At 39.0% G+C, this 22,590-nt stretch carries 24 protein-coding genes; 7 read left to right on the top strand and 17 right to left on the bottom strand.

Going from position 1 to position 22,590, the window contains the following annotated elements:
• Positions 1-19 precede the first annotated feature (19 nt).
• The 5 genes from HWV03_RS10260 to HWV03_RS10240 form a co-directional block, all read right to left on the bottom strand.
• Complete coding sequence (locus tag HWV03_RS10260) at positions 20-1,489, bottom strand: SLC13 family permease (RefSeq protein ID WP_211679608.1); 1,470 nt, start codon at positions 1,487-1,489, stop codon at positions 20-22.
• A gap of 225 nt (positions 1,490-1,714) precedes the next feature.
• Entirely contained in the window at positions 1,715-1,933 is a 219-nt protein-coding gene (locus HWV03_RS10255) for a hypothetical protein (protein ID WP_211679607.1), read from the bottom strand.
• Between the two features lie 2 nt (positions 1,934-1,935).
• Positions 1,936-2,463: a hypothetical protein gene (locus tag HWV03_RS10250; protein WP_211679606.1), complete on the bottom strand. Its 528-nt coding sequence runs from the start codon at positions 2,461-2,463 to the stop codon at positions 1,936-1,938.
• Positions 2,464-2,639: 176 nt separating this feature from the next.
• Positions 2,640-3,515, bottom strand: a complete 876-nt coding sequence (htpX, locus tag HWV03_RS10245) for a protease HtpX (protein ID WP_211679605.1) — start codon at positions 3,513-3,515, stop codon at positions 2,640-2,642.
• Between the two features lie 184 nt (positions 3,516-3,699).
• Positions 3,700-3,885, bottom strand: a complete 186-nt coding sequence (locus HWV03_RS10240) for a hypothetical protein (RefSeq protein WP_211675281.1) — start codon at positions 3,883-3,885, stop codon at positions 3,700-3,702.
• A gap of 273 nt (positions 3,886-4,158) precedes the next feature.
• On the opposite strand from HWV03_RS10240, the gene HWV03_RS10235 reads away from it, so the two are divergent.
• On the top strand, positions 4,159-4,926 hold the full coding sequence (locus tag HWV03_RS10235; protein ID WP_211679604.1) for a spermine/spermidine synthase domain-containing protein: 768 nt from the start codon (positions 4,159-4,161) through the stop codon (positions 4,924-4,926).
• A gap of 127 nt (positions 4,927-5,053) precedes the next feature.
• Here HWV03_RS10235 and HWV03_RS10230 read toward each other — a convergent pair whose 3' ends face one another.
• Entirely contained in the window at positions 5,054-5,401 is a 348-nt protein-coding gene (locus HWV03_RS10230) for a DUF2956 domain-containing protein (protein ID WP_211679603.1), read from the bottom strand.
• A 421-nt stretch (positions 5,402-5,822) separates the two neighbouring features.
• On the opposite strand from HWV03_RS10230, the gene HWV03_RS10225 reads away from it, so the two are divergent.
• Positions 5,823-6,884: a CNNM domain-containing protein gene (locus tag HWV03_RS10225; protein ID WP_211679602.1), complete on the top strand. Its 1,062-nt coding sequence runs from the start codon at positions 5,823-5,825 to the stop codon at positions 6,882-6,884.
• Positions 6,885-7,090: 206 nt separating this feature from the next.
• Here the strand turns inward: HWV03_RS10225 and HWV03_RS10220 are convergent, their stop codons facing one another.
• Entirely contained in the window at positions 7,091-7,744 is a 654-nt protein-coding gene (locus HWV03_RS10220; RefSeq protein ID WP_211679601.1) for a beta/gamma crystallin domain-containing protein, read from the bottom strand.
• Between the two features lie 617 nt (positions 7,745-8,361).
• Between HWV03_RS10220 and HWV03_RS10215 the strand changes: the two genes are divergently transcribed.
• Positions 8,362-8,595: a ubiquitin-like protein gene (locus HWV03_RS10215; protein WP_211675276.1), complete on the top strand. Its 234-nt coding sequence runs from the start codon at positions 8,362-8,364 to the stop codon at positions 8,593-8,595.
• Between the two features lie 183 nt (positions 8,596-8,778).
• Here the strand turns inward: HWV03_RS10215 and HWV03_RS10210 are convergent, their stop codons facing one another.
• Entirely contained in the window at positions 8,779-9,876 is a 1,098-nt protein-coding gene (locus HWV03_RS10210; RefSeq protein ID WP_211679600.1) for an SEL1-like repeat protein, read from the bottom strand.
• Between the two features lie 97 nt (positions 9,877-9,973).
• On the opposite strand from HWV03_RS10210, the gene HWV03_RS10205 reads away from it, so the two are divergent.
• Positions 9,974-11,128, top strand: a complete 1,155-nt coding sequence (locus tag HWV03_RS10205) for an IS110 family transposase (RefSeq protein WP_211675068.1) — start codon at positions 9,974-9,976, stop codon at positions 11,126-11,128.
• Between the two features lie 372 nt (positions 11,129-11,500).
• Here HWV03_RS10205 and HWV03_RS10200 read toward each other — a convergent pair whose 3' ends face one another.
• Positions 11,501-11,917 carry a DUF6678 family protein gene (locus HWV03_RS10200; protein ID WP_211679599.1) on the bottom strand — a complete coding sequence of 139 codons (417 nt, stop codon included), beginning with the start codon at positions 11,915-11,917 and terminating at the stop codon, positions 11,501-11,503.
• A gap of 559 nt (positions 11,918-12,476) precedes the next feature.
• Here HWV03_RS10200 and HWV03_RS10195 point away from each other — a divergent pair.
• Both HWV03_RS10195 and map read left to right on the top strand, forming a co-directional pair.
• Entirely contained in the window at positions 12,477-12,701 is a 225-nt protein-coding gene (locus HWV03_RS10195; RefSeq protein WP_211679598.1) for a ParD-like family protein, read from the top strand.
• The gene (gene map / locus HWV03_RS10190) at positions 12,694-13,479 is read left to right on the top strand and encodes a type I methionyl aminopeptidase (RefSeq protein ID WP_211679597.1); all 786 of its coding nucleotides are present in this window, start codon (positions 12,694-12,696) and stop codon (positions 13,477-13,479) included. The genes HWV03_RS10195 and map overlap by 8 nt, the downstream gene beginning before the upstream one ends.
• 297 nt (positions 13,480-13,776) lie before the next feature.
• Here the strand turns inward: map and HWV03_RS10185 are convergent, their stop codons facing one another.
• From HWV03_RS10185 to HWV03_RS10170, 4 genes are all read right to left on the bottom strand, one after another.
• A complete protein-coding gene (locus tag HWV03_RS10185) occupies positions 13,777-14,580 on the bottom strand; it encodes a hypothetical protein (RefSeq protein WP_211679596.1) in 804 nt (267 codons plus the stop codon).
• 100 nt (positions 14,581-14,680) lie between these two features.
• Complete coding sequence (locus HWV03_RS10180; protein ID WP_211679595.1) at positions 14,681-14,992, bottom strand: immunity 53 family protein; 312 nt, start codon at positions 14,990-14,992, stop codon at positions 14,681-14,683.
• A gap of 104 nt (positions 14,993-15,096) precedes the next feature.
• The gene (locus HWV03_RS10175) at positions 15,097-15,549 is read right to left on the bottom strand and encodes a hypothetical protein (protein ID WP_211679594.1); all 453 of its coding nucleotides are present in this window, start codon (positions 15,547-15,549) and stop codon (positions 15,097-15,099) included.
• Positions 15,550-15,556: 7 nt separating this feature from the next.
• A complete protein-coding gene (locus tag HWV03_RS10170) occupies positions 15,557-16,363 on the bottom strand; it encodes a DUF4261 domain-containing protein (protein ID WP_211679593.1) in 807 nt (268 codons plus the stop codon).
• 693 nt (positions 16,364-17,056) lie between these two features.
• Here HWV03_RS10170 and HWV03_RS10165 point away from each other — a divergent pair.
• Positions 17,057-18,250, top strand: a complete 1,194-nt coding sequence (locus tag HWV03_RS10165) for a DEAD/DEAH box helicase (RefSeq protein WP_211679592.1) — start codon at positions 17,057-17,059, stop codon at positions 18,248-18,250.
• A 98-nt stretch (positions 18,251-18,348) separates the two neighbouring features.
• Here HWV03_RS10165 and HWV03_RS10160 read toward each other — a convergent pair whose 3' ends face one another.
• The 4 genes from HWV03_RS10160 to HWV03_RS10145 all read right to left on the bottom strand — a co-directional run bounded on the left by HWV03_RS10160 (position 18,349) and on the right by HWV03_RS10145 (position 22,285).
• Positions 18,349-19,308, bottom strand: a complete 960-nt coding sequence (locus HWV03_RS10160; protein WP_211679591.1) for an HlyD family secretion protein — start codon at positions 19,306-19,308, stop codon at positions 18,349-18,351.
• On the bottom strand, positions 19,308-19,634 hold the full coding sequence (locus tag HWV03_RS10155) for a DUF3302 domain-containing protein (protein ID WP_211679590.1): 327 nt from the start codon (positions 19,632-19,634) through the stop codon (positions 19,308-19,310). Before HWV03_RS10155 ends, HWV03_RS10160 begins: the two co-directional genes overlap by 1 nt.
• Positions 19,635-19,793: 159 nt before the next feature.
• Positions 19,794-20,849 carry a TIGR01620 family protein gene (locus tag HWV03_RS10150; RefSeq protein WP_211679589.1) on the bottom strand — a complete coding sequence of 352 codons (1,056 nt, stop codon included), beginning with the start codon at positions 20,847-20,849 and terminating at the stop codon, positions 19,794-19,796.
• The gene (locus tag HWV03_RS10145; RefSeq protein ID WP_211679588.1) at positions 20,840-22,285 is read right to left on the bottom strand and encodes a YcjX family protein; all 1,446 of its coding nucleotides are present in this window, start codon (positions 22,283-22,285) and stop codon (positions 20,840-20,842) included. The genes HWV03_RS10150 and HWV03_RS10145 overlap by 10 nt, the downstream gene beginning before the upstream one ends.
• Positions 22,286-22,590: the final 305 nt, after the last annotated feature.

Genomic DNA, 22,590 nt, shown 5'->3' with positions numbered 1-22,590 from the left:
TAACTGATTATCACTAAATCTAACTGATAGTAACAAAAAACAGAATAACCGTATAAACGAGTCCTAAACCAGCAAGTCCCATGATAAGTCCCACTCTTGCCATGTCCTTGCTGGCAACTAATCCAGTTGCATACGCCAACGAATTAGGAGGCGTTGAAACAGGTAATATCATTCCTAGTGACGCAGAACAAGCCACCACAACCAGCATCACCAATAATGATAAGTCATCCATCGATGTTGCGACCGCTGCTGCAATTGGCATTAACAAATTCGCAGTTGCGGTATTTGAGATAAAATTTGCCATCAACCAACACACAAAAGACATGACCAAGATAACTAACAAGGCTGGTAACACGGAGTAATCAATCGCATTTGCCATCACTCCCGCTAACCCTGTTTTATCTAATGCAATACCAATCGCAATACCACCAGCAACCAGCCATAACACATCCCAATTAATTAACTTCAATTCTTCTTTACCTATGATGCCAGTTAACGTAAATATCGCCAGTGGCACAATCGCGACAACATAGGTATTCATGCCATGTAGAGCAGTACTCATCCACAAGATAATCGTTAACGCAAAGGTGATATAAACCACGATGGCTTGCCAACTACGTTGAAAGTCACCGCCAAGCTGTAAATGTAAGCTGTCACCGCTAAAGGGAAACAGTTTTTGTAATAACCACCATGCAAAAGCCAGTAGCACGATGACAAAGGGCAAACCAATCATCATCCAATCCAGAAAACTTACATTATAAAGACGGTCTAAATACTGCAGCGCAATTGCATTCGGCGGCGTACCAATCGGTGTCGCGATCCCGCCAAGGTTAGCAGCAATCGGCACACTTAATACTAATGCTTTGACACCCTTTTCTTCTTTCGGCACAGACATCAGGATTGGTCCTAACAAGGACAGCATCATCACCGTCGTTGCCGTGTTTGACATAAACATAGAAAACAACGCAGTGATCATCATCAAGCCAAGCATAATCATAGCGGGTTTAGTGCCAAACGGTTTTAATAATACGTTAGCTAGATTTGTATCCAAAGCATATTTATTTGCTGCAATTGCAAGTGAGAAACCACCTAAAAACAACACAATAATCGGTGACGAAAAGGCAGCGAAAATATCGTTATAATGCATCAGCCCCTCGATATTAGTGGCGGGTTCGATGCCATCATTAAAAAAACGAAAACTGTAAAGCCCTTGATCTGAGAGCATCACTAACTCAAGCGTTATAATTAAAATCGATGTGGCAAAGACAGGCACAGGTTCGAGGATCCACAGCAAGGCAGCAAGGACAAAAATGGCTAATAATCGATGTTGAATAATACTAAGGTTATCAAAGGGTAATTGTGAGGTGGGGACAGAGAGTAAAAACAGCGGAATGCCAAACGCAATGAATAGTTTAGCGAATCTAATCATTAACAAATGGCGACCGTTACCGTCAACCACAGGTACTTTATCTACAGTTATGTCCGTCATTAGCTTTAACCTCATAAGCCACTAATTCATAACATATAAAATACACTTTTTTGATATTTATTATTCGTTTGTCTATCACGTTTTAAACGTATAAAAACATTTAATTAACCATAAAGAGTTACTTTGGTTAATTATCTTACAGAAAACAAAAAAGCCCCAAAGGTATAATCTTATTTTAGTAAGACCACCAATGGGGCTAACTTAATCAACATTGATATGGTCTTATTAATTAATATTTTTATCAGACTTCATAATACTTGCAACAGCACCGATAATTACTCCAAAATAAGCCCAATCTGAAAGTTCATTCACAGTATTTGTTAGGTATAAACTCATTACGATTAAAACTGTACAAATTGAATACAGTGTAATGCCTTTACAAAAAAATCGGGTGAGAATAAAATAGAGGGCACCTGCAATACAGATAGAAATTAACATGTCCATAGCTATCGATCCAACTTGTTTTTATCATAACTGTTACGAGATATCACTATATACTGACTCGAATGTGGCTGTCCAATTCCACCGTTTACTTTTCCGTCTACCGTAATTAATATATCACCGCTATTCCAGTTTCGTTTTATAGACAACATAAGGTCTAAAATCGCAAATCGAGTCAAACCGCCAGCTGGTATACCCACCCAAGGTCCAGCTACAGGGGTTAAACCACCTGTAACTATTGTACCCAAAGTGTTTGCTACTGAGCTAGCCGACTTTGCTCTTCTATCATTTAAATTTTTAGACTGCTCTTCGTCTATTGGATCATATATCGAGATAATTAAATAACAAGGTCTATTCCCAGGTTGCATATGTTGATGTAATTTCGATGCAAGATCCGTTGCAGCTCTATTTATACCAAGATTAGGAGTAAACAATGTATTAGAAATAGCTGATTTATCAGCTGATGATTGTAGGACTAAATTCCAGACTCGCTTTGTTCTATCATTATGTGTAACAAGGAATGATTTATCCATAGAAAATATACTCATTTAAATAAGTTAAAACGACTATATCACCTACAATAATTTCAAATGTATGAGTAATGTATGAAATAGTAACAAAAAAGCCCCAAAGGTATAATCTTATTTTAGTAAGACTACCAATGGGGCTAACTTAATCATCAGAAATGATTATTTATAACGTCCGTAAATTAAAGGTTACGTAATGCGTTAATACGGTTTTGAAGCGGTGGATGGCTCATTAATAATTCCATCATCGTCTTCTTACCTGTAATACCAAACGCCATCATCGAGCCTTCAAGTTGTGTTTCTTGACTTGTTTTTAGACGTTCTAGTGCAGCAATCATCTTCTCTTTACCAACTAGCTTTGCTGCGCCAGAGTCTGCTTTAAACTCACGTTGACGGCTGAACCACATTGTTAAGAAGCTTGCTAAGAAACCAAATAGCATTTCTAACACCATTGATACGATGAAGTAAGTCATAAAGCTACCACCTTCACCCTCGCCTTCTTCATCATCCGATGTGAAACCACTTACTGCATTAGCAATAATACGTGATAAGAAGATAACAAACGTATTCACAACACCTTGCATCAAGGCCATTGTGATCATGTCACCGTTAGCAACATGATTGATTTCGTGGGCAACAACAGCTTCTGCTTCATCACGTGTCATTTGTGCTAATAGACCCGTTGATACCGCAATTAAGGCGTCATCGCGTTTAGCACCCGTTGCAAATGCATTCATCTCGGCAGCATCATAAATAGCAACATCAGGCATGCCAATACCCGCTTGTTTTGCTTGTCGAGTAACGGTTTCTAATAACCAATGTTCATTCGAGTTACGAGGCTCTGTGATGATCTCGCCGCCAATTGAACGTAGCGCCATTTTCTTCGACATCATTAATGAGATTAATGAACCACCAAAACCAAACAATACCGCCATCACCAACAACCCAGAAAGGCTACCTGATTGAATACCGGTAGTTGCATAGATAATGTTTAATACAATACTAAAAACCACCATTACGGCCAGGTTGGTTGCAAGGAATAGCATAATGCGTTTCATATATGTGTTTTCTCCAATCAAAATAGAGTGACATAATATGACAAAATTCAGAAAACGCAAAGAGATCACACTGTAAAGAGGAGTAAAGAATAAAAAATGACCTTTAAATGCTTAATACATCTAAAGGTCCAAAATACAAATGTCGCTGAGTGATGACACTGTATGTACTACAAAATAAAAAAGGTTAATTAACCGCTATATGAATAAGGTCAATAAGCTCTGTTTCTGTCGCAGGTTCACGAGCAAGGTCTAACTCGGGAGCCGCGCCACCACTTAGAGAGTAAACTTTCGAACCACAGTGATCGTAATGATACCAGGTACCATCAATACACACGTCCGTGTAACATTTAGGATTGCGTAATAATTCCATCTTTACCGCCTTTTACTCATGTGTGAATCACTTTACATGCTGTTCACATTAACTATAAACGCATAGACTGATACCAGCCATTGATACAGATCAAGTTACAATTAGTTTAATGCTTTGTTACCATTTTATTTCGCTAACTTGCAACACAGGCACGCGTCATTTATCATCATGGTGCTTAATATCCCACTATACACTCACTAAATACGATTACCTCATCAGTGAACTAAGCTTAGACATTAGGGCTTACAAGGCTATATAAAAGGTTAAAATACGATGGATATTAATGGTACCTGTATTTCACACACTGTCGATGAACACGGTCCTATCTACGTTTATGAAACAAGGACGAGCCGGATCCTCAGCTTTGATAGGAAGATCTATCAAAGTTACATGAAGCTGAATAATATTAATGGATTAGCACTCGGCTACACACAGGCTATGATGACGGGTTTATTGTTTATCCCTATACTAAAAACAGTCTCGATTATGGGACTCGGTGCAGGCTCAATGGCAAAGAACCTACTCAGTAGTTTCTCCGACTTAAACGTACACGTGGTTGAATACCGTGAAGCAGTAGCGAAGACCGCAAAAAAATATTTTAGCTTGCCCGACACTGACCGCCTCTTCATTCATATAGACGATGCTGTTAACCACATGAAAAATACCAACATGAAAAGCGACATTATCTTTTCAGATCTATACAACTCAGCAGGTATGGAACCAAAGCAAATACAGTCATCCTACTTGTCTGATTGTAAAAGTGCACTCAACGAACAAGGTGTCCTTGTACTCAATATTTGGCATACGACTCTTAAATCACGTCAAGAGTTAGATGAATTACTCGCACTTGAATTTGAAGGCCGACTACTCAGCTTCGAAGTCGAAAGTGGAAATACAATCGTACTCGCATTCAAAAACAACATCCCTTCAATAAAAAGAGCAGAGCTACTGACTAAAGGTAAATGGCTGCAGGAAGAAATGAACATTCCGATGGAACGTTATGCTGAATTACTTTGGGATACGCAAAATTTATCAGGATAGCAAGCTAACAACACCCACTATGTATACAAATAGGTGTCGCTGGATGACACCTATTCTTATACTAAATATAAGATTTAATGCTGTCTGTAACCGATGTCGCGAGCTCACGGATTAGGTAGCAAAACGATTAACCTACTTTAAGCACACCAGTTTGTACAAGATAACCTGCAAAACCAGCCCAGCTTAGTGCTAATAATGCCCAAGGTAATCGACTTGAACTTGATTTTGTTTGTTCAATTTCAATCTCTGCTTCATTTTCTTTTGCTACTGCCGCGGTATTAGATCTAATTTTTTGTTTTTTCTGTTTATCAAGTTGGCGAACTTTAGCTTTATGCTGTTTTTTGTATTCGGCTATTCCCTTTTCAATACCTGCCGCGATCAATTTAGTCTGCTCTCTGCTTTGACCTGGTTTTTTAATACCGTTAGCAATGCGTGTCGATTCAGTTTGCACTTCTGTTGATACTTTCTGTGTCATGGATTTTTCACTCTTAATTCAGTTACCTTGATGATAAATAACTCAGGTCCATGTTGCAAGTTTGCAAGATTACATTCCAAGTTTCCGATGATCTATTTCTGGAAAACCGTGCAGTCATGCTCTCATGGAATATGTTGAAAAAAATAATCAAGTTTTACCAAGTTAACTTATTAAGGGGTCAATTCTGCTTAGAATTATTGCTTAGCATTATTGCACTAAGCCATTGTTGGACATAAACGTGTTAGAATTATTGTACTAGCTGATAGTAATACTCATTATTTTTTGTTGGGTAAGTAAAGATACTCAACAGTTAACTATAAAATTTTAATTGATGTTTTATATGAGTGATGTTGTACGTTTAAAACGGAAGTGACATAGTTAACATAAATAATTTGCGGATTCCGTAGCAAAAGGGGAAGTTATGTTTCTTCTAGGATTGTATTTATTTATTGCCTTATTTTTTTCATTCTTGTGCTCTATTGCTGAAGCTGTTTTGTTGAGTGTGTCTCGTGTACACATTGCCATAATGGAAAAAGAAGGGCATAAAGCAGGTGGAATTCTACACGTATTAAAAGAGGATATTAATAAGCCGTTAGCAGCGATCCTAACTCTGAATACAATTGCGCATACGGCAGGTGCCGCAGGAGTTGGTGCTCAAGCAACAGTGGTTTTTGGAAACTCTTCACTGGGTATTGTTTCAGCGGTATTAACTTTACTGATCCTCGTTTTTTCAGAGATAATTCCTAAAACACTGGGCGCTTCGTATTGGAAGGAGTTGGCCCCAGTCACCGCTTACAGTCTGAAGTTTCTGATTTTTGTATTGTATCCGTTTATCAAAATGTCGGAAATTATTACCCGTAACATTCAGGGTAAGGAAGACTCAGCAGGTTTTAATCGCAATGAATTTACCGTCATGGCACAGTTAAGTGCCGAGGAAGGTCATATCGATAAGGAAGAAGCCACCATATTACAAAACCTGCTGCTATTACAAAAAATTAAGGCCAATGATGTGATGACACCAAGCACAGTGATGCTTTGTGCTTCCCAAAATTTAAAAGTAGAAGAGTTTTTTCATAAATATAAGAAAGCTCGATTTACCCGAATACCCATTTATGACAAAGATCCAGATGACATTGTTGGTTTTGTTATCCGCTCTGATCTGCTATTGGCGCAGGCTCGCGGCAATAAAGATACCCGATTAAATAACTACCTCCGAAAAATGCCAACTTTTCTGGATGTTATATCTTTATCTCATGTCATGAAGGAATTATTATCTGGTAAAATCCATATTGCGCTAATTGTAAATGAATATGGTACTGTTCGGGGAATATTAACACTGGAAGATATCTTGGAAACTCTGATTGGTCGTGAAATTATCGACGAAGATGACAAAGATATTGATATGCAAAAATTAGCAAAACGCTTATGGAAAATCAAAGCTAAAAAATTCGGCATTACACCAGGCAATACCAGAGCTGATTAGATTATCTATTCATCCCCACTAACCATAAGATCGTTATTCGCGGTGGTAATGTTGGAGCAGCAAATCAAGGCAAGTTTATCTCGGGATTAAAGATATCAACAATGTGACATTTTAAACTTGCCTTAACATGGTGAAACATGCGGCCCATACGTGTTAGTGTTAAAATAATCTGACGAAAGGGTTATAACGCGATTCTCGTCGTTGGTTTACATAAAATTGACCGTATCAAGGATCAAATTGAATAAATTGTTACCTTTAACCTCTACAGCCATATTTTTAGGATAATTAAGAGAAGCGTCCCAATCAACAGATGCTTCAACACCATCAGTTTTAAAATACAGCGCCCCATTAGCAACAAATTCACCATAATTACTAGATGTACGGTCAGTGTCACGAACTTGTACCGAAATGTACATATCATGCTCGGGAGTCATATCCCCAACAGCAATATAATCATTATCATTAGACGTTGTAATGACTTCAGGCATAACGCCAATGCTACCTGCGATTTTAGCGAACAAGGTGTATTCGTTAGAATTAGAGCCTGAATGGTCGATGAGACGAATTTTAACCACTTGGTTTTCTTCTGGAACAATTTTAAAACAAGAGAGTCCTTGGAGTTCATTTATATTAGCCTGGTCTTCTTTGTACTCTCGATAAACACCCGCTGCGCCTTGGTGTTGCCAGCAGTGGAGAGAGCAAGCAGATCCAACTTTAACTGAATAAGCTTTGTCATTGAAATCTTCTTTAACACAGTCATACACCTTATCAGTAACCTCATAAGGACCATATTGAGAACCTTCGAAACTAAAATCTGAAAAGAATAATACAGTACGAGCAGTAATTTTAGTGTTTTCCATAATATGTGTAATTTCCATTTTATATATTGAAAGAATGTCTTAATTAAAAGCACAATTAAATATAGCAACACTAAAAGAAAACTAAACCACCACGTAACACTTTAGGGATACAAATCACATAAGGTAATTGCTTATTCAATAGTACAGGCACAGAAATATTACTTAGTATCAATAACTTTTTGTCACAATAATCATTATTCATCTGCTAAGTTGAAGCCCCCCACCTCGCTTCGCGCCCGACAAGTCAGGTTTTACTGCGCGGTTATTGTCTACATTAAATCGACTGTCTTCTACGTAACAGCTTAGCTATCATGCTCAGTGCCATATCGGCCTTACTCATTTTTCCTACTTTGTTTTTCCTTAGTGCCACTATCGCGTCTTTGAATTTACGCCGAGCATGAGCCAGCAGCCCACAAGTTTGTTGCTTGCCTGCTGATAAGCCGCGTAGCCATCGAGTTTAAATAGCCATTAAACAGAAAGCGTCCTATTCGACTTGACTTGACAATACAATGTTAACGATAATGATAAAGCATTGATAATAATAAAATATTGATACGGTTTTGTGGCTTAGAGTCCACGTAGTCATATATATTTCAACTTACAACAGGGAATTGTTCATGAGTATACAAATTAATGTAAAAAAGCTAGCAGGATCTAACCGAGTTTCAACTTATGGTGTAGAGCTAACGGATACTATTAAAGTACTGAAATTGAAGATAAAAGATAAAGAAGGAGGGATACCACCTGAAGCGTTTCGTCTTATATATTTAGGGAAGCAAGTTGAGGACAGTAAGACGATTGCAGACTATTCTGTTGAAGAAGGATCAACTTTGTATCTCGTACTTCGATAGAAAGCGGCTTGCTCCCGTAAGCTCGCTAACTTTTTTAAATCAAAAACCTTATTCAGTTTGCTTGTCTTTTAATCTGCGCAACTGATTTTGGGGAAAATTTGGCTTAGCGCAATTGCACTAAGCCAAAGCTGGACAGGAACAAGTTAGAAATTGAAACTTTATTATCTAAAATATAACCGCGTTTTAATCTAACCGTGCTTTTAGCTCTAGGAGCTTTTTCTTAGACCAGGCTGAGTTTGATTTTTTATAAAGCTCTAATGCTTTCTGCTCATCTTTAGCAACACCAAATCCATTCTCATACATAAGTCCAAGATTTCCTTGCGCATCTGCATCGCCTTGCTCCGCTGCTTTGCTATACCAGCTAACCGCTTGCTTGTAATCTTTAACAACACCTAATCCATTCACATACATAAATCCAAGATTAAATTGTGCATCTGCATCTCCTTGAGCAGCAGACTTTTCATACCAGATAGCAGCTTGATTATCATTTTTAGCTACGCCATGCCCACTGTCATACATAAGCCCAAGATTATATTGTGCACTTGAATTGCCCTGTTCCGCAGCTTTGCGATACCAGGTAACCGCTTGCTTGTAATCTTTAGCTACACCGAACCCATTCGCATACATAAACCCTAAATTTCCTTGTGCAGTTGAACGGCCTTGTTCCGCTGCTTTGCGATACCATATAACCGCTTGCTTAGCATTTTTCGTAACACCTTCGCCATTAGCATACATCTCTCCAAGACTAAATTGTGCATCTGCATCTCCTTTCTCAGCGGATTTACCATACCAGATAGCAGCTTGCTTATAGTCCTTAGCTACACCATTTCCATTGTCATACATAAGCCCAAGATCATATTGTGCTTTTGAATCGCCCTGTTCCGCAGCTCTGCTATACCAACTAACAGCTTGCTCGTAGTCTTTAGCTACACCTAATCCATTCGCATACATAAACCCAAGATTATATTGTGCAACCGAGCTGCCTTGATCAGCAGCCTTGCGATACCAACTCATCGCATCACTGTAATTCTGAGTAACACCTTGTCCATATTCATGCATAACACCGAGGTTGTTTTGTGCACTAGCATTATTTTGCTCAGCTGCCTTTCTATACCAAATTAGTGCATTACTGTAACTCTCAGTGACCCCCTGTCCTTCTGCATACATATAACCAAGGTTTGTTTGCGATCTGGCATGACCCTGTTCAGCGGCCTTACGATACCAATTCAGCGCTTCACTATAACTCCGCGCTACCCCCTGTCCTTCATTGTACATAGACATAATGACTCCCACAAGGTGCTAGCCTCCAACTTCGTGGGTTAGTTTTAAAAACCAGAGCCATAATATATTTGTCAAAAATATAAAACTGGAGACTAGCATGAGTAAACATAACATAGTTTTTATTGGCATGGACACACACAAATCATTTATTGAGGTCGCTTATATTGAAGATGTGCGGGGCGTCAAACCTATTCACCTAGGTAAGAATCCATCAACTAAACAATCAGTTACAAAATTGGTGCGTCGGTTCGAATCAAAATACCCACATGCAACCCTACACTTCGTTTATGAAGCCGGTCCTTGTGGTTATTGGATCTACCGTTTGATCACATCACTCGGCCATTGTTGTTATGTCATCGCGCCTTCGCTTATCCCCAAGAAACCAGGCGATAAAATAAAAACCGACAAGCGTGATGCAATGAACCTCGCTAAATTGCTTAAATCAGAAGACTTAACCGCTATTTACGTACCCGAGCCTGAAGATGAAGCGGTACGAGATTTATCTCGTGCCAGAGAAACTGCAATGAAAGATCTTAAAGATGGTAAATATCAACTTAAAGCCTTGCTGCTGCGAAATAATGTTACAGCAAAAGTGAAAGACAATTGGTCAAAACAACATTTACGCTGGTTAACCGAATTGATCTTGCCGCACCCTGCTCAACAGATTGTTTTGCAGGAATACATACAAACAATAACTGAGCGTATGAATCGATTAAAACGGCTCGATAATGAACTTGAGCATCATGTGAAAAACTGGCGCTATTACCCCGTGGTAAAAGCGATCCAAGCGATGCGAGGTGTACGCTTACTTGTAGCAACTGGTGTTGTAGCAGAGCTCGGAGATCTAACCCGTTTCGACCATCCAAGAAAGCTCATGAGTTATCTTGGACTTGTCCCCAGTGAGCACAGCAGCGGTGGCAGCCGTAAGATTGGTTCTATTACCAAATGTGGTAATAGTCGAGCAAGACGCTTACTTGTTGAAGGAGCACACACCTATCGTTTTGCCGCAAACATCTCCACAGAACTGCAACTTCGACAGGAAGACCTAGGTAAAACCATTGTAGATATCGCATGGAAAGCACAGCTTAGGCTGTGCCGCAGATATCAAACCATGTTACGTCGAGGCAAACACTATAACGTGATTGTCACGGCAATAGCGCGAGAAATGATTGCCTATATCTGGGCGATATCGCGTGAAATAGTGCTGACACCCGTAGAGCCAAAATTACGGCTATCGAGAGTGCCTGCATGATAAAAGTTGTTGAGTTAGCGTATAGAATCAAGCATCGGGTGTGGCACAATCACCGACGGCGTTAGGATGGTAGCTAATGAAAGTTAGCTGATCCACGAACATAGACTGAAGACAGGTGTCACGACGAAATAAGTAAGGTAGGCGCTGCTTGCGAAAGCAAGTAATCCACGAATATCAGCATGATAACCGACGAATATACTTGCTTCATTCTTACGTTAACTCACTTTATTTAATGAAAGTGAATTTATGGCTATATTTTTTAGCAAGGATCTCTGCGTTTTACTTGACGTGGGGAGTCATACCAACGCCTAAAACAGCGGCGGCCGGTACGGCTGTCCAGCACAACTTGTTGTGCGTTGCTGCTTTTTCTTGTTATACGTATTCTACCGCTTGACCTGGCCATTGATAGCCCCAAATTCTCAGTGACTCACCCTCAATGCTAAAGGGTATGCTGTTATTCTTAAGAAGGCTGACAAAATACTCAGTATTATCCGTGACTTTATCAGGCAGTACGTGGCCCCTATGCTCTTTGTTGATCGGGTATATTTCTAGCCACTCAATATGCTTGTACTCTGGGAGGTGATAAAACCAGTCACCATCCCATTGTGGCTCAACCTTCCGCTTATCTCTCAGGCAGCGCACACGCCAAGCTGGTTTTCTTTCAGCTTCTTCGAGCATCAGAGTTCGGAGCTTCTCCCATTTAGTGTTGTTCATAACACTAATAAGAGATTCACGAACGATATAGCGCTCCAGCCTTTCGCGATCTTTGAGTTGCTCGTCAGTTTCCATGATTCGTATAACAGTGTATTTTACGGAATTCCGTATAATACCTAGAAAATCACTAGCGTTAAAGGGTTGGGCATTAAATTATTGTTCAATAACAATAATTTACATCATATTTATCATCGGTTGGTATTATCTCTTATTTGGATATACAGAATGCTGTTATTTATACAGGTCCGTATAAATAATGATAACATAGATGTATGACATATAAATCAACGGCTTAATTTTAAATACGCTTACAAATAAAGCCAATCTAGGTCTGTTGAAGTTACTAAACATTTATTTAATAGAACCCATAAACAAATGTATGGCAAATTGATATGAACATATTGTGAGAGAGTTTAAGCTCTAAATTGGTTTGGGGCAATTTTGAGTTAGCAAGGCTAGCTAACTCATTCTTGGACCGAAATGGCTTAGATCTTATGCCCAACAAGATAGCTTTGGTTAACGTTTCTATTACAAATCCAACAGATATATTCTTCGAGTATTATAAACTAACCTTGACTCACTAAATAGCTATGACATACAATTCATATACATTTTATATACAGACTATATATCGATGGGCATTGTAAAAATATCAGATGAGCTTCATTCAGAAGTAAGAAAAGCCAGTTCAGTTATGTCACGTTCTATTAATTCACAAGCTGAATTTTGGATGAAAATTGGCATGCTAGCAGAGCTTCACCCTCAACTTTCATTCAATCAAATCATCGCTGATCTTATGAAATCAGCAGAAGTATCTATTTCAAATCTAACAGTAGTCGAAGGATCGGATGATGAATAATAGCGTGAATATTAAAACAACGACTGAAATAGAACTAATGCGAAATTCAGGAAAGTTACTTGCTCAGGTTTTTCATATGCTGGATTCTTATATTAAGCCTGGCATTTCAACAATGGATATCAATAACAAAGTTGAAAACTTTATTGTTAATGATTTAAAGGCTCGCCCTGCGAGTAAGGGACAGTATGACTATCAGTATGTTTTAAATTCATCTATCAATGAAGTTGTATGTCATGGTGTACCTAAAGTAACTCAATTTCTGAAAAATAAAGATATCATCAACTTAGATATTACTTTGGAAAAGGATGGTTTTATTGCTGATTCAAGCAAAATGTTTGTTATGCCAGACGCATCTCCTTTAGCTAAAAAACTTGTTGAAGTCACGTATGACGCAATGTGGGCTGGTATCAAACAGGTAAAACCAGGAGCCAGACTTGGCGATGTCGGATATGCGATTCAACGTTATGCTGAGTCTTATGGTTACAGCATAGTAAGAGAATATTGTGGTCACGGTATTGGCAGAGAAATGCATGAAGAACCACAAGTTAGTCACTATGGTTCTCCAAACCAAGGTCTTCTACTCAAGGAAGGCATGGTGTTCACCATTGAACCAATGGTGAATCAAGGCTCAGCGAAAATAAAAAACAAAAAAGATGGTTGGACAGTAGTTACTCGAGATAAGAAACTTTCAGCTCAATCTGAGCATACGGTATTAGTAACAAGTTCAGGTTATGATGTCCTAACTTTACGTGAAGAGGAAAAGTATCCTGCCAATTAATACTAGCCACCGTTTTCAATCCGTAACTGTAAATCATGTGATATGAGAAAGCACCAAACTCCTCACATGAGAAAATGTATGACAAGTTGATATGGATATTATAAGTAAGTAACGACTCTAAGCCTAAATGGGGCAATTTTGAGTTAGCAAGGCTAGCTAACTCATTCTTGGACAGGAACGGCTTAGAGTTTATGCTTAAAAGGGTACGGTTCGCATTACAGAAAGTATTGGTAAATGAGATTAACGCCCCAATAAAAGGACAAAAACCAGCTGTTTTTTGTCCTTTGAATTGGCTTGTTAACTTAATATACTACCAAACCAATAATCAATCACAGTTTCATTTAAACCAAAGCTTGGTTTCCACAAATCTGTCGGGTATGCCCAGTCTGACTTAGCGTAATCAGAGTTTCTACGCTCAGAGTTATTAATATATGACTGAAAGAATTTTTTCTCATTTGGTACTTCAAGTATCCCACAGTAACCAAGAGTTGAAATAATTCCTTCCCTTTCTGTTTTGTTGCTCTTAATAAATTTTAGAGACTTCTCTGCACTTGAAAGTTTATCGTCAGGAAGCTCTTTCAACGCAACCATAATTTTTTTTAGTAGTTCCAAATCATCTACTGTTGGGGAAGAGGTTTTCTCTTTTTGAAATAACATTAGGTCTAACCAAATGTAACTTGGTTCAAGGTGGCGAACACCGCCAAATTTAAACCTCTCAAAATTACGTATATTTAAATCAACTTTGTCGGTCTGATTATAAACACCACATATGGAACAGGACGTTGAATATTCTAATAATTCAAATTTATGAGCGGGAAGGTTCTGACCACACGCATAACTACTTAAAGCAGACCTAAGATCCAACCTTCTCGAAGATAAGCTACAAACAAAAGCGTTTACTACATCACTTTTGGTTAATCTATTTAAAGCTTCCATACTCAGTTTTAAAGCCTCATCATGCGTTATAATACGATCTTCAAACATATAGCCAGCGTTTTTAGCGTATTCAAGGGCTTCATGATCAACAACCTGGTTTACCCAACCTTTTGAGCTACTCCAGTATTTGTTATAAAGAGTTTTTAAAGCTAATTTATCGAGCACACGATTCATCCCATTAAGCTAACGCCCACACACCGGACGGCTTTTAAGTTGATGTAGCGAAGCGGAAGCAGCTTAAAACCGGTTCGCGTGATTGCGTTTGTTAAGCATTGGACTTTGCCCATGCTAAAAACACAGTAATAATTTCTTCAAGCTTATGAGGGCCACCATAACCTTTGAATGTGTTTGACTCTACCTTTGAATCAAGCCATTCATTGCCGCTAGTGTCAGCATCAACCCCCATTCCATAACAAAACTCTGGATACTTGATATCTTCCAAGTAAGTATCCGATAACTCTATTGAAACACTCCAGCCTGGATTATCTAGAGTTTCAATTTTGATGCCATAGCAATGCTCCCAGTCCTCATTGCACTGGGATAAATACCAATTTTGTAACTCTATCATTTTGGACATAATTAATGCATAACGCCAATTTAATTAGTGAAGCACGTTAGCTAAGCTTTTTGCGGGTCTTTGCAAAAAGTGTGACAACTTGCTGAGTGCTTTTAAGTGACTTGTTATATGCCTGTGCCACCATACAAAACAGTCTCACTTTGACTGTTATTTATTAATTTTAATAGGTTACCAGAGAACTCTTCTATTTTATGGTTTCTTAGCTGTAATTCACCAGATAGTTTACGAATCTCATTATTACGACAGTCACTATATGGGTAATCCGCCAGTGTTACATGAACACCGATAATTCCATTCAATTTAGACGCTGACAGCACATAGCACCGAATTGAAAATGTTTCTAAATACTCGCTACCATCAGGTTTAGATTGAGAGCCTACTAATTCGGCTGTTCCTGCCATTTCAGAGGCAAGTTGCTTTAGCTTTTTACAAAAAACTGTGACTTCATCTAAGTTAAACCATGCCTCACCAAATCCAGAGAAATCGTTGAGATTTGCCTTACCTGTTAAACCTACCGAGAAATCATCAAGGTCTGCTGTGATTATTAATTGCTCCATCGTTTTCCTAAGGCATATTACGCCAGCATTTACGGATGCTCTGGAGCGGAGCGTAAAACCAGTCCGACAACATGCTTTTGTTAGTTTCTTCTTCTAAGGGGTAGAGCTTCCACATCCCAAAAGGATTATTGAACAACGTATTTTCTCCATAATCAATAGTGGGATGTTTGGTGATTTTATACGCGGGAGATTCCGAATCTACTGAGAATGTTTGACCATCATTTATATCTGGTGATTCAGATAATATGTATTTTGTAAAAGCCCTGAGTAATTCAGAAGCATTATCAGAGTCTGCGCTATTAATAATTGCATCGGGAAGACCGAAATTGTGCATACCACAGGAATAAGTCTCATCAGAGGTTACATAAACAACGTATGATGAGTGACTTTTGAATAAATAGCTGTATTCACATTGTTCTCCCCAGTCTTTAGCCGAGTGAGCTAAGCCTGTACTTTCAACTTTAACACCAAGTCCCCCTGCTTTTAGTAACGCATTAGCCGCGTTCATTATTGAGTGGGCAAATTCAATTGAACCGCCTTTAGAAATTAGATAACAAACGGATTTGTGGGATGAGATCAGATCCATTTCAGGCGAGTTATTCCAGTGAGAACCAGCAGCTTCAAAAGCAGATAGCATCCGCTCGTCTGAATCTTCAAATTCAAGCTCAAAAGATTGATTGGTTTCCATGTGCATTAGAATCATACCTGCAAAGATATAACCCTCACTATCTTTAACAATGCGCTCTACTAAATCACTCCGGTCTACCCATGGACCAGGAACACATAATACGATCTCTACTTCTTTCTCAGACATGTACCTATCCATTTTTGAAAACTAGCGTTTTGTATAACAGGACTCTCGATTTCCCAAATTCATTACCTCAATAAAAGTAGATTAATCAAGTGAAAAATAAGATTATACTTCAAATTTATTAATTACATGTTTATCGGAAAGCGAGCTGTCCTGTAAATTATTTATTTAGTCTTATAAGTTATATACAAGGCTCGCTATATTATTGAGTATATTGATATTAATTTTAGGCTACAAGGTAAAGCTGACGGCCTTTTGACAAATCGAGACTGGGTTCACCAAAATACCAATAACACTGTATAAAATCAGCCTATCTAGTCATTTTATTACACATAAGTTGGATTAACTTAGTTGGTAAATTTTGCTTAACGTAATTGCACTAAGCCAACGCTGGACAAAACCTTGATAGGATATAATGACTAAATCCCCCCCCAGCCCCCCGAATTACAGAACGTATTACTCAGTTGAAATGGTAACATCCTACACAAGACAGCTTCTTTTCTTTCCGGTGAATATAGAGTCATTTCAGCCCCCTATAGTTGACTGAAAATACAGGGGGAAGAACACTGATTACTGAACTGTTTTGTGAGATATTTTGTAGGTATTTGTCAGAAAAAGTCATCTTGAATACGTCTTAAATATGTTAAAGCATTCTGTTAGAATAATAGGCTATTGATTAAAGAATACCGAGCCAGCATGTCAGAGTTTAAAGAATTTTCACTTTTAGAGTCAATTATTGACCGCGTTAGTCTTAAAGGCTATAAACAGCCCACACAGATCCAAAAAGAATGTATCCCAGCTCTTATTAATGGGAATGATCTTCTTGGTATAGCGCAAACGGGAACAGGAAAAACGGCGGCTTTTTCATTGCCTATTATCAATAATTTTGGGCGGAATAAAATAGATATCAAAGCTAAGAGCACGCGTTCGCTCATACTAACACCCACGAGAGAGCTTGCCTCGCAAATAATGCAAAACATTGATGACTACTCTGATGGTTTAGGGCTTAAAACTAAGGTTGTTTATGGTGGTGTAGGAAGACAAGATCAAGTTGACTCTATCGCACTTGGACTTGATATTTTAGTAGCCACCCCTGGAAGGTTATTGGATTTAATTAAAACGGGCGATATAAATTTTAAGGCGTTAGAAGTATTTGTATTAGATGAAGCAGATACAATGCTTGATATGGGGTTCTTTAAGGATGTTCAAAGCATCATATCTAAACTGCCAAAGAACCGACAAACACTATTGTTTTCAGCTACTATGCCTCCTAAAATAGAGATACTTGCAGAAGCAATATTAACGGATCCAACAAAAATTCAAATTACTGCTAAAACGGTTACTATCGACTTGATTAATCAAAGTGTATACCATCTTGAAAAATCGAATAAAGTACCTTTGCTACTTAATCTCCTGAAAGAATCTGACTATAAAAAAGTGCTCATCTTTTGTAAAACCAAGCCTGGCGCAGACATCATTGTTAACACACTCGAAGAAGCATCCATAACTGCCGCTAGCCTTCACAGTGGTAAAACACAAGCAGCGAGAGAGGAAGCGTTACAGCACTTTAAAAACGCTAATTTACGCGTATTAGTTGCAACGGATGTTGCTGCTCGTGGCATTGATGTTGATAATATTACTTTAGTCATTAACTATAACCTGCCTGAAGATCCAAGAAACTACATACACCGTATAGGACGAACTGCACGTGCAGGGAAAAGTGGAATGGCCATTTCATTTGCTGTCGAAAATGATATAACGCTATTAAAGAGTATTGAAAAGAGCATAGGCCAAGTCATTCCTGTTGTTACAGAACAGCCTTTCCATAAAGAGTTTGCTGAAGCGCCTAAAAAAGCCAAGAAAAAGGTTAAAAAAAGAAATAGAAGGTGAGAATATCGAGTCTGAGTAAAGATATCGTAATAAGCGCCTGATAAAAAAGGACTATAACCGTGGTTATAATCCTTTAGGAAAGTCGTAAAACAAAAAAATTAATGGAATGGGAAGAGGTAATTCATCCAAGATGCCATGCGTAACAATATTTTACGCATGATAGCCACGTGTTCAAAATGCTCTGAATAGATTGCTGTCTGACCATACGCGCCCCCCATCATCACATCACTGTATTGCTCGAAGCGTGGATCATCGATTTCAAACAATACAGGGATACGGCCTGGAATTCGCGCAGTCTGAACTGAAATTAATGTACCCGATGCTTGAATTTGTCCTTCAGGGATCGCAGGAATAGCACCGATCACCCTCGCGCTAAACACCTTACCCGGCAGCCCATCAAAAATCACTTCAGCTTTCGAACCTTTCTTAAGACGCAGCATACTGTTTTGACGATACCAACCGACCAGATTCTTATCGCCTTTATGTTTAAACACCATCACAGGTCGCAATGGTATACTCACTGCACGCATCCCTGGACGTAATGCTTGTTGTACGACATAACCGTCCGTTGGTGCACGAACAACTGTATTATCAAGGTCATACAAGGCTAACTCTCGCTTAGCCGTTAAGTCATCAACTTGGCCACGAGTCAGATCAACATCTCGTTGCTTGCCAATGCCTTTACGATACAGTTCTTCCGCACGTTTAAAGTCTGCGGCTGCAACCACTAAATTAGCTTCAATTGAATCCAGCTTGTCTTGAAACGGTTTAGGATCTAACTTAAATAACACATCACCTTTGTTCAATAACTGATTCGGTTCAACTGGTACTTCAATCACAGTACCGCTAACAGCAGGCACAATTGGCGTAGTCGCATAATACTCCCGACTAATCTCTGAAAATGGGTGATTGTAATTCATGGTGAACACCAGTCCACCAATTAGAATGATGCCACCAAGTATCGCAGTTGGTACACTCCATTTATTTAGTGGGATCTTGAAGATTTTGAATATCGCGATACATAAGGCTGTATACGTTAATATGAGTAATAAATCCATTATTCACTCTCCCCTTCTAACGCATTAAGACGTTGTTTAACTTCGGTTAGTTCAAGTTTTAATTTTTCGATGTGCTCTTTACTTGAATGACCATCCGAGAAACCCCAACCACGATCGGTTCGGTACAACGTCGCCCAAATCCACAAAAACGGCCAAAGTACATGTAAGGTGAATAGGCTTACCCAACCTGCAACATGGATGGCATCTTGGTGTGGATGATTACGATGAACAGCAATTTCATAAGGAATATCATGTATAACGATGACACCATAAAACAGCAAAATAGCAACAAACACCAGTAACCCGAGTGCAACGTATTCCAACATAATAACTCCTTTGACCGTTGAAAATATTGCTTACTGCCAGTGAGGAGTCAGTAAGCCTATCATTTAACTCTAAAAATAATACAATTCGTATACAGAGCTTCAATGATAGACTACGTCTGTGGGATTTAGCGGGGAACGAACCCATTTATATTCGAGAATTTAACCATTCATACGTTGTATTATACGTTTTATAAAATCTTTCAATTTAGGTTTGTTCTCTGGTGAAAAACTAATAGGTCGACATGCCGCTACAGCTGCTAAACCAATACGTGCAGTATATACGCCAGCACCAACACCTTGGCTTAAACGAGCACCTGTTATTCCCGCTAAACTTGTTGTGCCAAATTCTTGCAACATTTCATCAACTGCAAGTTCACTTACACCAATTAATACCAAGTAACGGAGCACGCTCTTTAATAGCTTGTAACGGTTGGCCAACGAAGGACGCATGCCATATACCTGCCCTACCTCGTCAATCATTTTCATACTACGCCATAATGCTAATAACATATCAACAGTTGCCCACGGACTCGCAGCCACCACCATACCCGTTTGTAAACTGTGCTTAGATACACGCCGTAACGCTTCTTTATCCAATGGAGCTAAAAACACCTGTTCAAGATGCACCATTGCTTCTTTATCACTGCTGTAATCGGGCATAGTTTTAATGCTTTTAGCTAGCAGCGCCGCTTGTGGTTTGCCTTTATAAAATTGCGTTAACTTAGCGATGAAGCCTTTCGCTTGACCAACATCATTGGTCATTTTTAATTGTTCGGCCTTATCTTGTAACCCTGCTAATGCCGCCATATTTTCTTTATCAGACATAAAGCTAAACACGCTACGTAATGCCAACATAGCAACGATGATAATCAATCCTGCAAAACCTGCAGCAGCGATCCAATGTAAGGCTAAAGCACTTTGGAATATGGTATACATTTGCCATAAAGACATCACACCAAAGATACTCGCAATACCGATAACAAACGACTTTAACCCTTTGATTGGTAATGCTTCGAGCGTTAACCCACGGTAAGTATCATCTACCACATCTTCAGCAGTAATTGATGCGGGGACTTTACTCAAGTCATTATCGAGATCGGGCATAAATATTTTTGCTTCACGGCTCACCGTCACCACAGCTTCTTCGACTTGCATGTCGATGGTTTTACCTTGATTACGTGTTGAGCTGCTATTCGCTTGCTTGGTCATAGGCATTTGTCCCCTATTAATTCATTTAAAATAGTATCAATTCGAATATGTGGTAATACATCCTGATTACTGTACGACAGCCCTTGTGGTGGATTTAACAAGGGTATTTGCCAATCTAAAAATGGCTGCCACTGTTCCCCCTCGGGGATTCGTGTTGGTATAGTAGGATGAATGTAACCAATTGGTTCACCATTCACACCTCGTCCAGTAATACCACGATCGCCTTGATGCTTTATCTCTTTAGAAGAACGTACTGCAGCCGTTGCTTCACAGATTGGTTGTACCCCTTCATGCTGCGCACTCTTATAGGCTTGTTTTACAATTACCCCCAGTAGTTGACGCACTGCATCATGGTCTTCACTTAACACCTGATCAATTTTAGTTGCGGCAAACACAACCTTGTCTATTTTAGGCTTAAACAATTGCACTAACCGATTTTGGCGACCATACGAAAAGCTTTCAGTAATACTGGTTAACGCCTGACGCATATCATCAAGATATTCAGGCCCTGAATTTAAGGTATTAACCACATCCACCAGCACTAATTGTCGGTCAATACGGCTAAAGAATGTTTTGTAAAATGGTTCAACCAAATGCTTCACATAGCCTTGATAATTATGTTGGCAATGCTTGTAATAACTGTTGTCAGCCGCACCATTAAGCACATCGTCACTGTATTTCTGACAGCCAAGTAAAGGCACGAAGTTCAATAGTTCTGTATTCTCAACCGTACCCGGTAATAAGAAACGCCCTGGTTGGATCAAACTTAAACTACTGTGTTTATATTTACAGTCATGAAGAAACTGTACAAATTTAACGTTTAGTGATTTTAGAACGTCTTCGTCAACGACGGATAATGGGTCTAGCTGTGATAATTCGTCGAACAACTCCCCCATCAACGCCCGTCGTGGTGATACTTGGTACTGCGCTTGGCATTGTTCGCTCCAACGTGCAAAGCTCATGTCACGTAAAGGTAAATCGAGTAGCCACTCGCCCGGATAATCACGAATTTCAAGAAACAAAGAAAACTGCTCTGCTTTTAACGGATTTAAACGTCGTCCCGAACGAGATAGTCTTAATTCAAGTAAACAACCGCTAATATTAGTGGTTGATGCAGGCCATTTTGCTTCAGCTTGCGTTAAACTTTGGTAGTTCTTGTCATAGGGAAATACCGGAATATCTGCATCTGCTAGCGGGTGCATTTTTACACCCAACAAACGTTCACTTAATACGGGTGAAAATCCAGCTAGGCTCGCATTCTCGTGATGCATGAGCTGGTTAATTAAGCTGGTGATAAAGGTTGATTTACCACTTTTACTTAAGCCTGTAATACCAACACAAAAGTAACGGTTCTGTAATTTAGCAATGCTCGCCAGCCCGTCAGCTTTAAGAGACGATGCTTTATTCATTAACTTAGAAAACTTTTTGTCTGGGTCTCGCATATACCTACTTCATGGTTAAAGGAAGAAGAACAAAGATTATTTATTATAAACAGTGAGCTTACTATAACTTAAATAAACTGAACAAGAGAAAAATTAGATCGATTAATGCGGCACGTTTTTATATTAAAAGGATAAATCGCTTAATACGTATGTAGTGTATCTTGAGCAAGGATCACTGGGTTACCCTGTGATCCTTTCTTATAGCTTATCATCTATCTAGATTATGGTTCAGCCGCGAGCCTGACTGGAGACCGTAACAGACTTCTGTAAATTTGTGTTAAATAATGGAATACCATTACGGACTT

The organism is Moritella sp. 36 (assembly GCF_018219415.1).
GTDB lineage: Bacteria > Pseudomonadota > Gammaproteobacteria > Enterobacterales > Moritellaceae > Moritella.
The sequence above is the reverse complement of the archived record's forward strand: the minus strand, read 5'-3'. Positions and strand labels throughout refer to the sequence as shown.

Bases quoted from the DNA above. Each gene is read 5' to 3' on its own strand.
- HWV03_RS10260 (WP_211679608.1), bottom strand. From the start codon at position 1,489: ATGACGGACATAACTGTAGATAAAGTACCTGTGGTTGACGGTAACGGT.
- HWV03_RS10255 (WP_211679607.1), bottom strand. From the start codon at position 1,933: ATGGACATGTTAATTTCTATCTGTATTGCAGGTGCCCTCTATTTTATT.
- HWV03_RS10250 (WP_211679606.1), bottom strand. From the start codon at position 2,463: ATGGATAAATCATTCCTTGTTACACATAATGATAGAACAAAGCGAGTC.
- htpX (WP_211679605.1), bottom strand. From the start codon at position 3,515: ATGAAACGCATTATGCTATTCCTTGCAACCAACCTGGCCGTAATGGTG.
- HWV03_RS10240 (WP_211675281.1), bottom strand. From the start codon at position 3,885: ATGGAATTATTACGCAATCCTAAATGTTACACGGACGTGTGTATTGAT.
- HWV03_RS10235 (WP_211679604.1), top strand. From the start codon at position 4,159: ATGGATATTAATGGTACCTGTATTTCACACACTGTCGATGAACACGGT.
- HWV03_RS10230 (WP_211679603.1), bottom strand. From the start codon at position 5,401: ATGACACAGAAAGTATCAACAGAAGTGCAAACTGAATCGACACGCATT.
- HWV03_RS10225 (WP_211679602.1), top strand. From the start codon at position 5,823: ATGTTTCTTCTAGGATTGTATTTATTTATTGCCTTATTTTTTTCATTC.
- HWV03_RS10220 (WP_211679601.1), bottom strand. From the start codon at position 7,744: ATGGAAAACACTAAAATTACTGCTCGTACTGTATTATTCTTTTCAGAT.
- HWV03_RS10215 (WP_211675276.1), top strand. From the start codon at position 8,362: ATGAGTATACAAATTAATGTAAAAAAGCTAGCAGGATCTAACCGAGTT.
- HWV03_RS10210 (WP_211679600.1), bottom strand. From the start codon at position 9,876: ATGTCTATGTACAATGAAGGACAGGGGGTAGCGCGGAGTTATAGTGAA.
- HWV03_RS10205 (WP_211675068.1), top strand. From the start codon at position 9,974: ATGAGTAAACATAACATAGTTTTTATTGGCATGGACACACACAAATCA.
- HWV03_RS10200 (WP_211679599.1), bottom strand. From the start codon at position 11,917: ATGGAAACTGACGAGCAACTCAAAGATCGCGAAAGGCTGGAGCGCTAT.
- HWV03_RS10195 (WP_211679598.1), top strand. From the start codon at position 12,477: ATGGGCATTGTAAAAATATCAGATGAGCTTCATTCAGAAGTAAGAAAA.
- map (WP_211679597.1), top strand. From the start codon at position 12,694: ATGAATAATAGCGTGAATATTAAAACAACGACTGAAATAGAACTAATG.
- HWV03_RS10180 (WP_211679595.1), bottom strand. From the start codon at position 14,992: ATGTCCAAAATGATAGAGTTACAAAATTGGTATTTATCCCAGTGCAAT.
- HWV03_RS10175 (WP_211679594.1), bottom strand. From the start codon at position 15,549: ATGGAGCAATTAATAATCACAGCAGACCTTGATGATTTCTCGGTAGGT.
- HWV03_RS10170 (WP_211679593.1), bottom strand. From the start codon at position 16,363: ATGTCTGAGAAAGAAGTAGAGATCGTATTATGTGTTCCTGGTCCATGG.
- HWV03_RS10165 (WP_211679592.1), top strand. From the start codon at position 17,057: ATGTCAGAGTTTAAAGAATTTTCACTTTTAGAGTCAATTATTGACCGC.
- HWV03_RS10160 (WP_211679591.1), bottom strand. From the start codon at position 19,308: ATGGATTTATTACTCATATTAACGTATACAGCCTTATGTATCGCGATA.
- HWV03_RS10155 (WP_211679590.1), bottom strand. From the start codon at position 19,634: ATGTTGGAATACGTTGCACTCGGGTTACTGGTGTTTGTTGCTATTTTG.
- HWV03_RS10150 (WP_211679589.1), bottom strand. From the start codon at position 20,849: ATGCCTATGACCAAGCAAGCGAATAGCAGCTCAACACGTAATCAAGGT.
- HWV03_RS10145 (WP_211679588.1), bottom strand. From the start codon at position 22,285: ATGCGAGACCCAGACAAAAAGTTTTCTAAGTTAATGAATAAAGCATCG.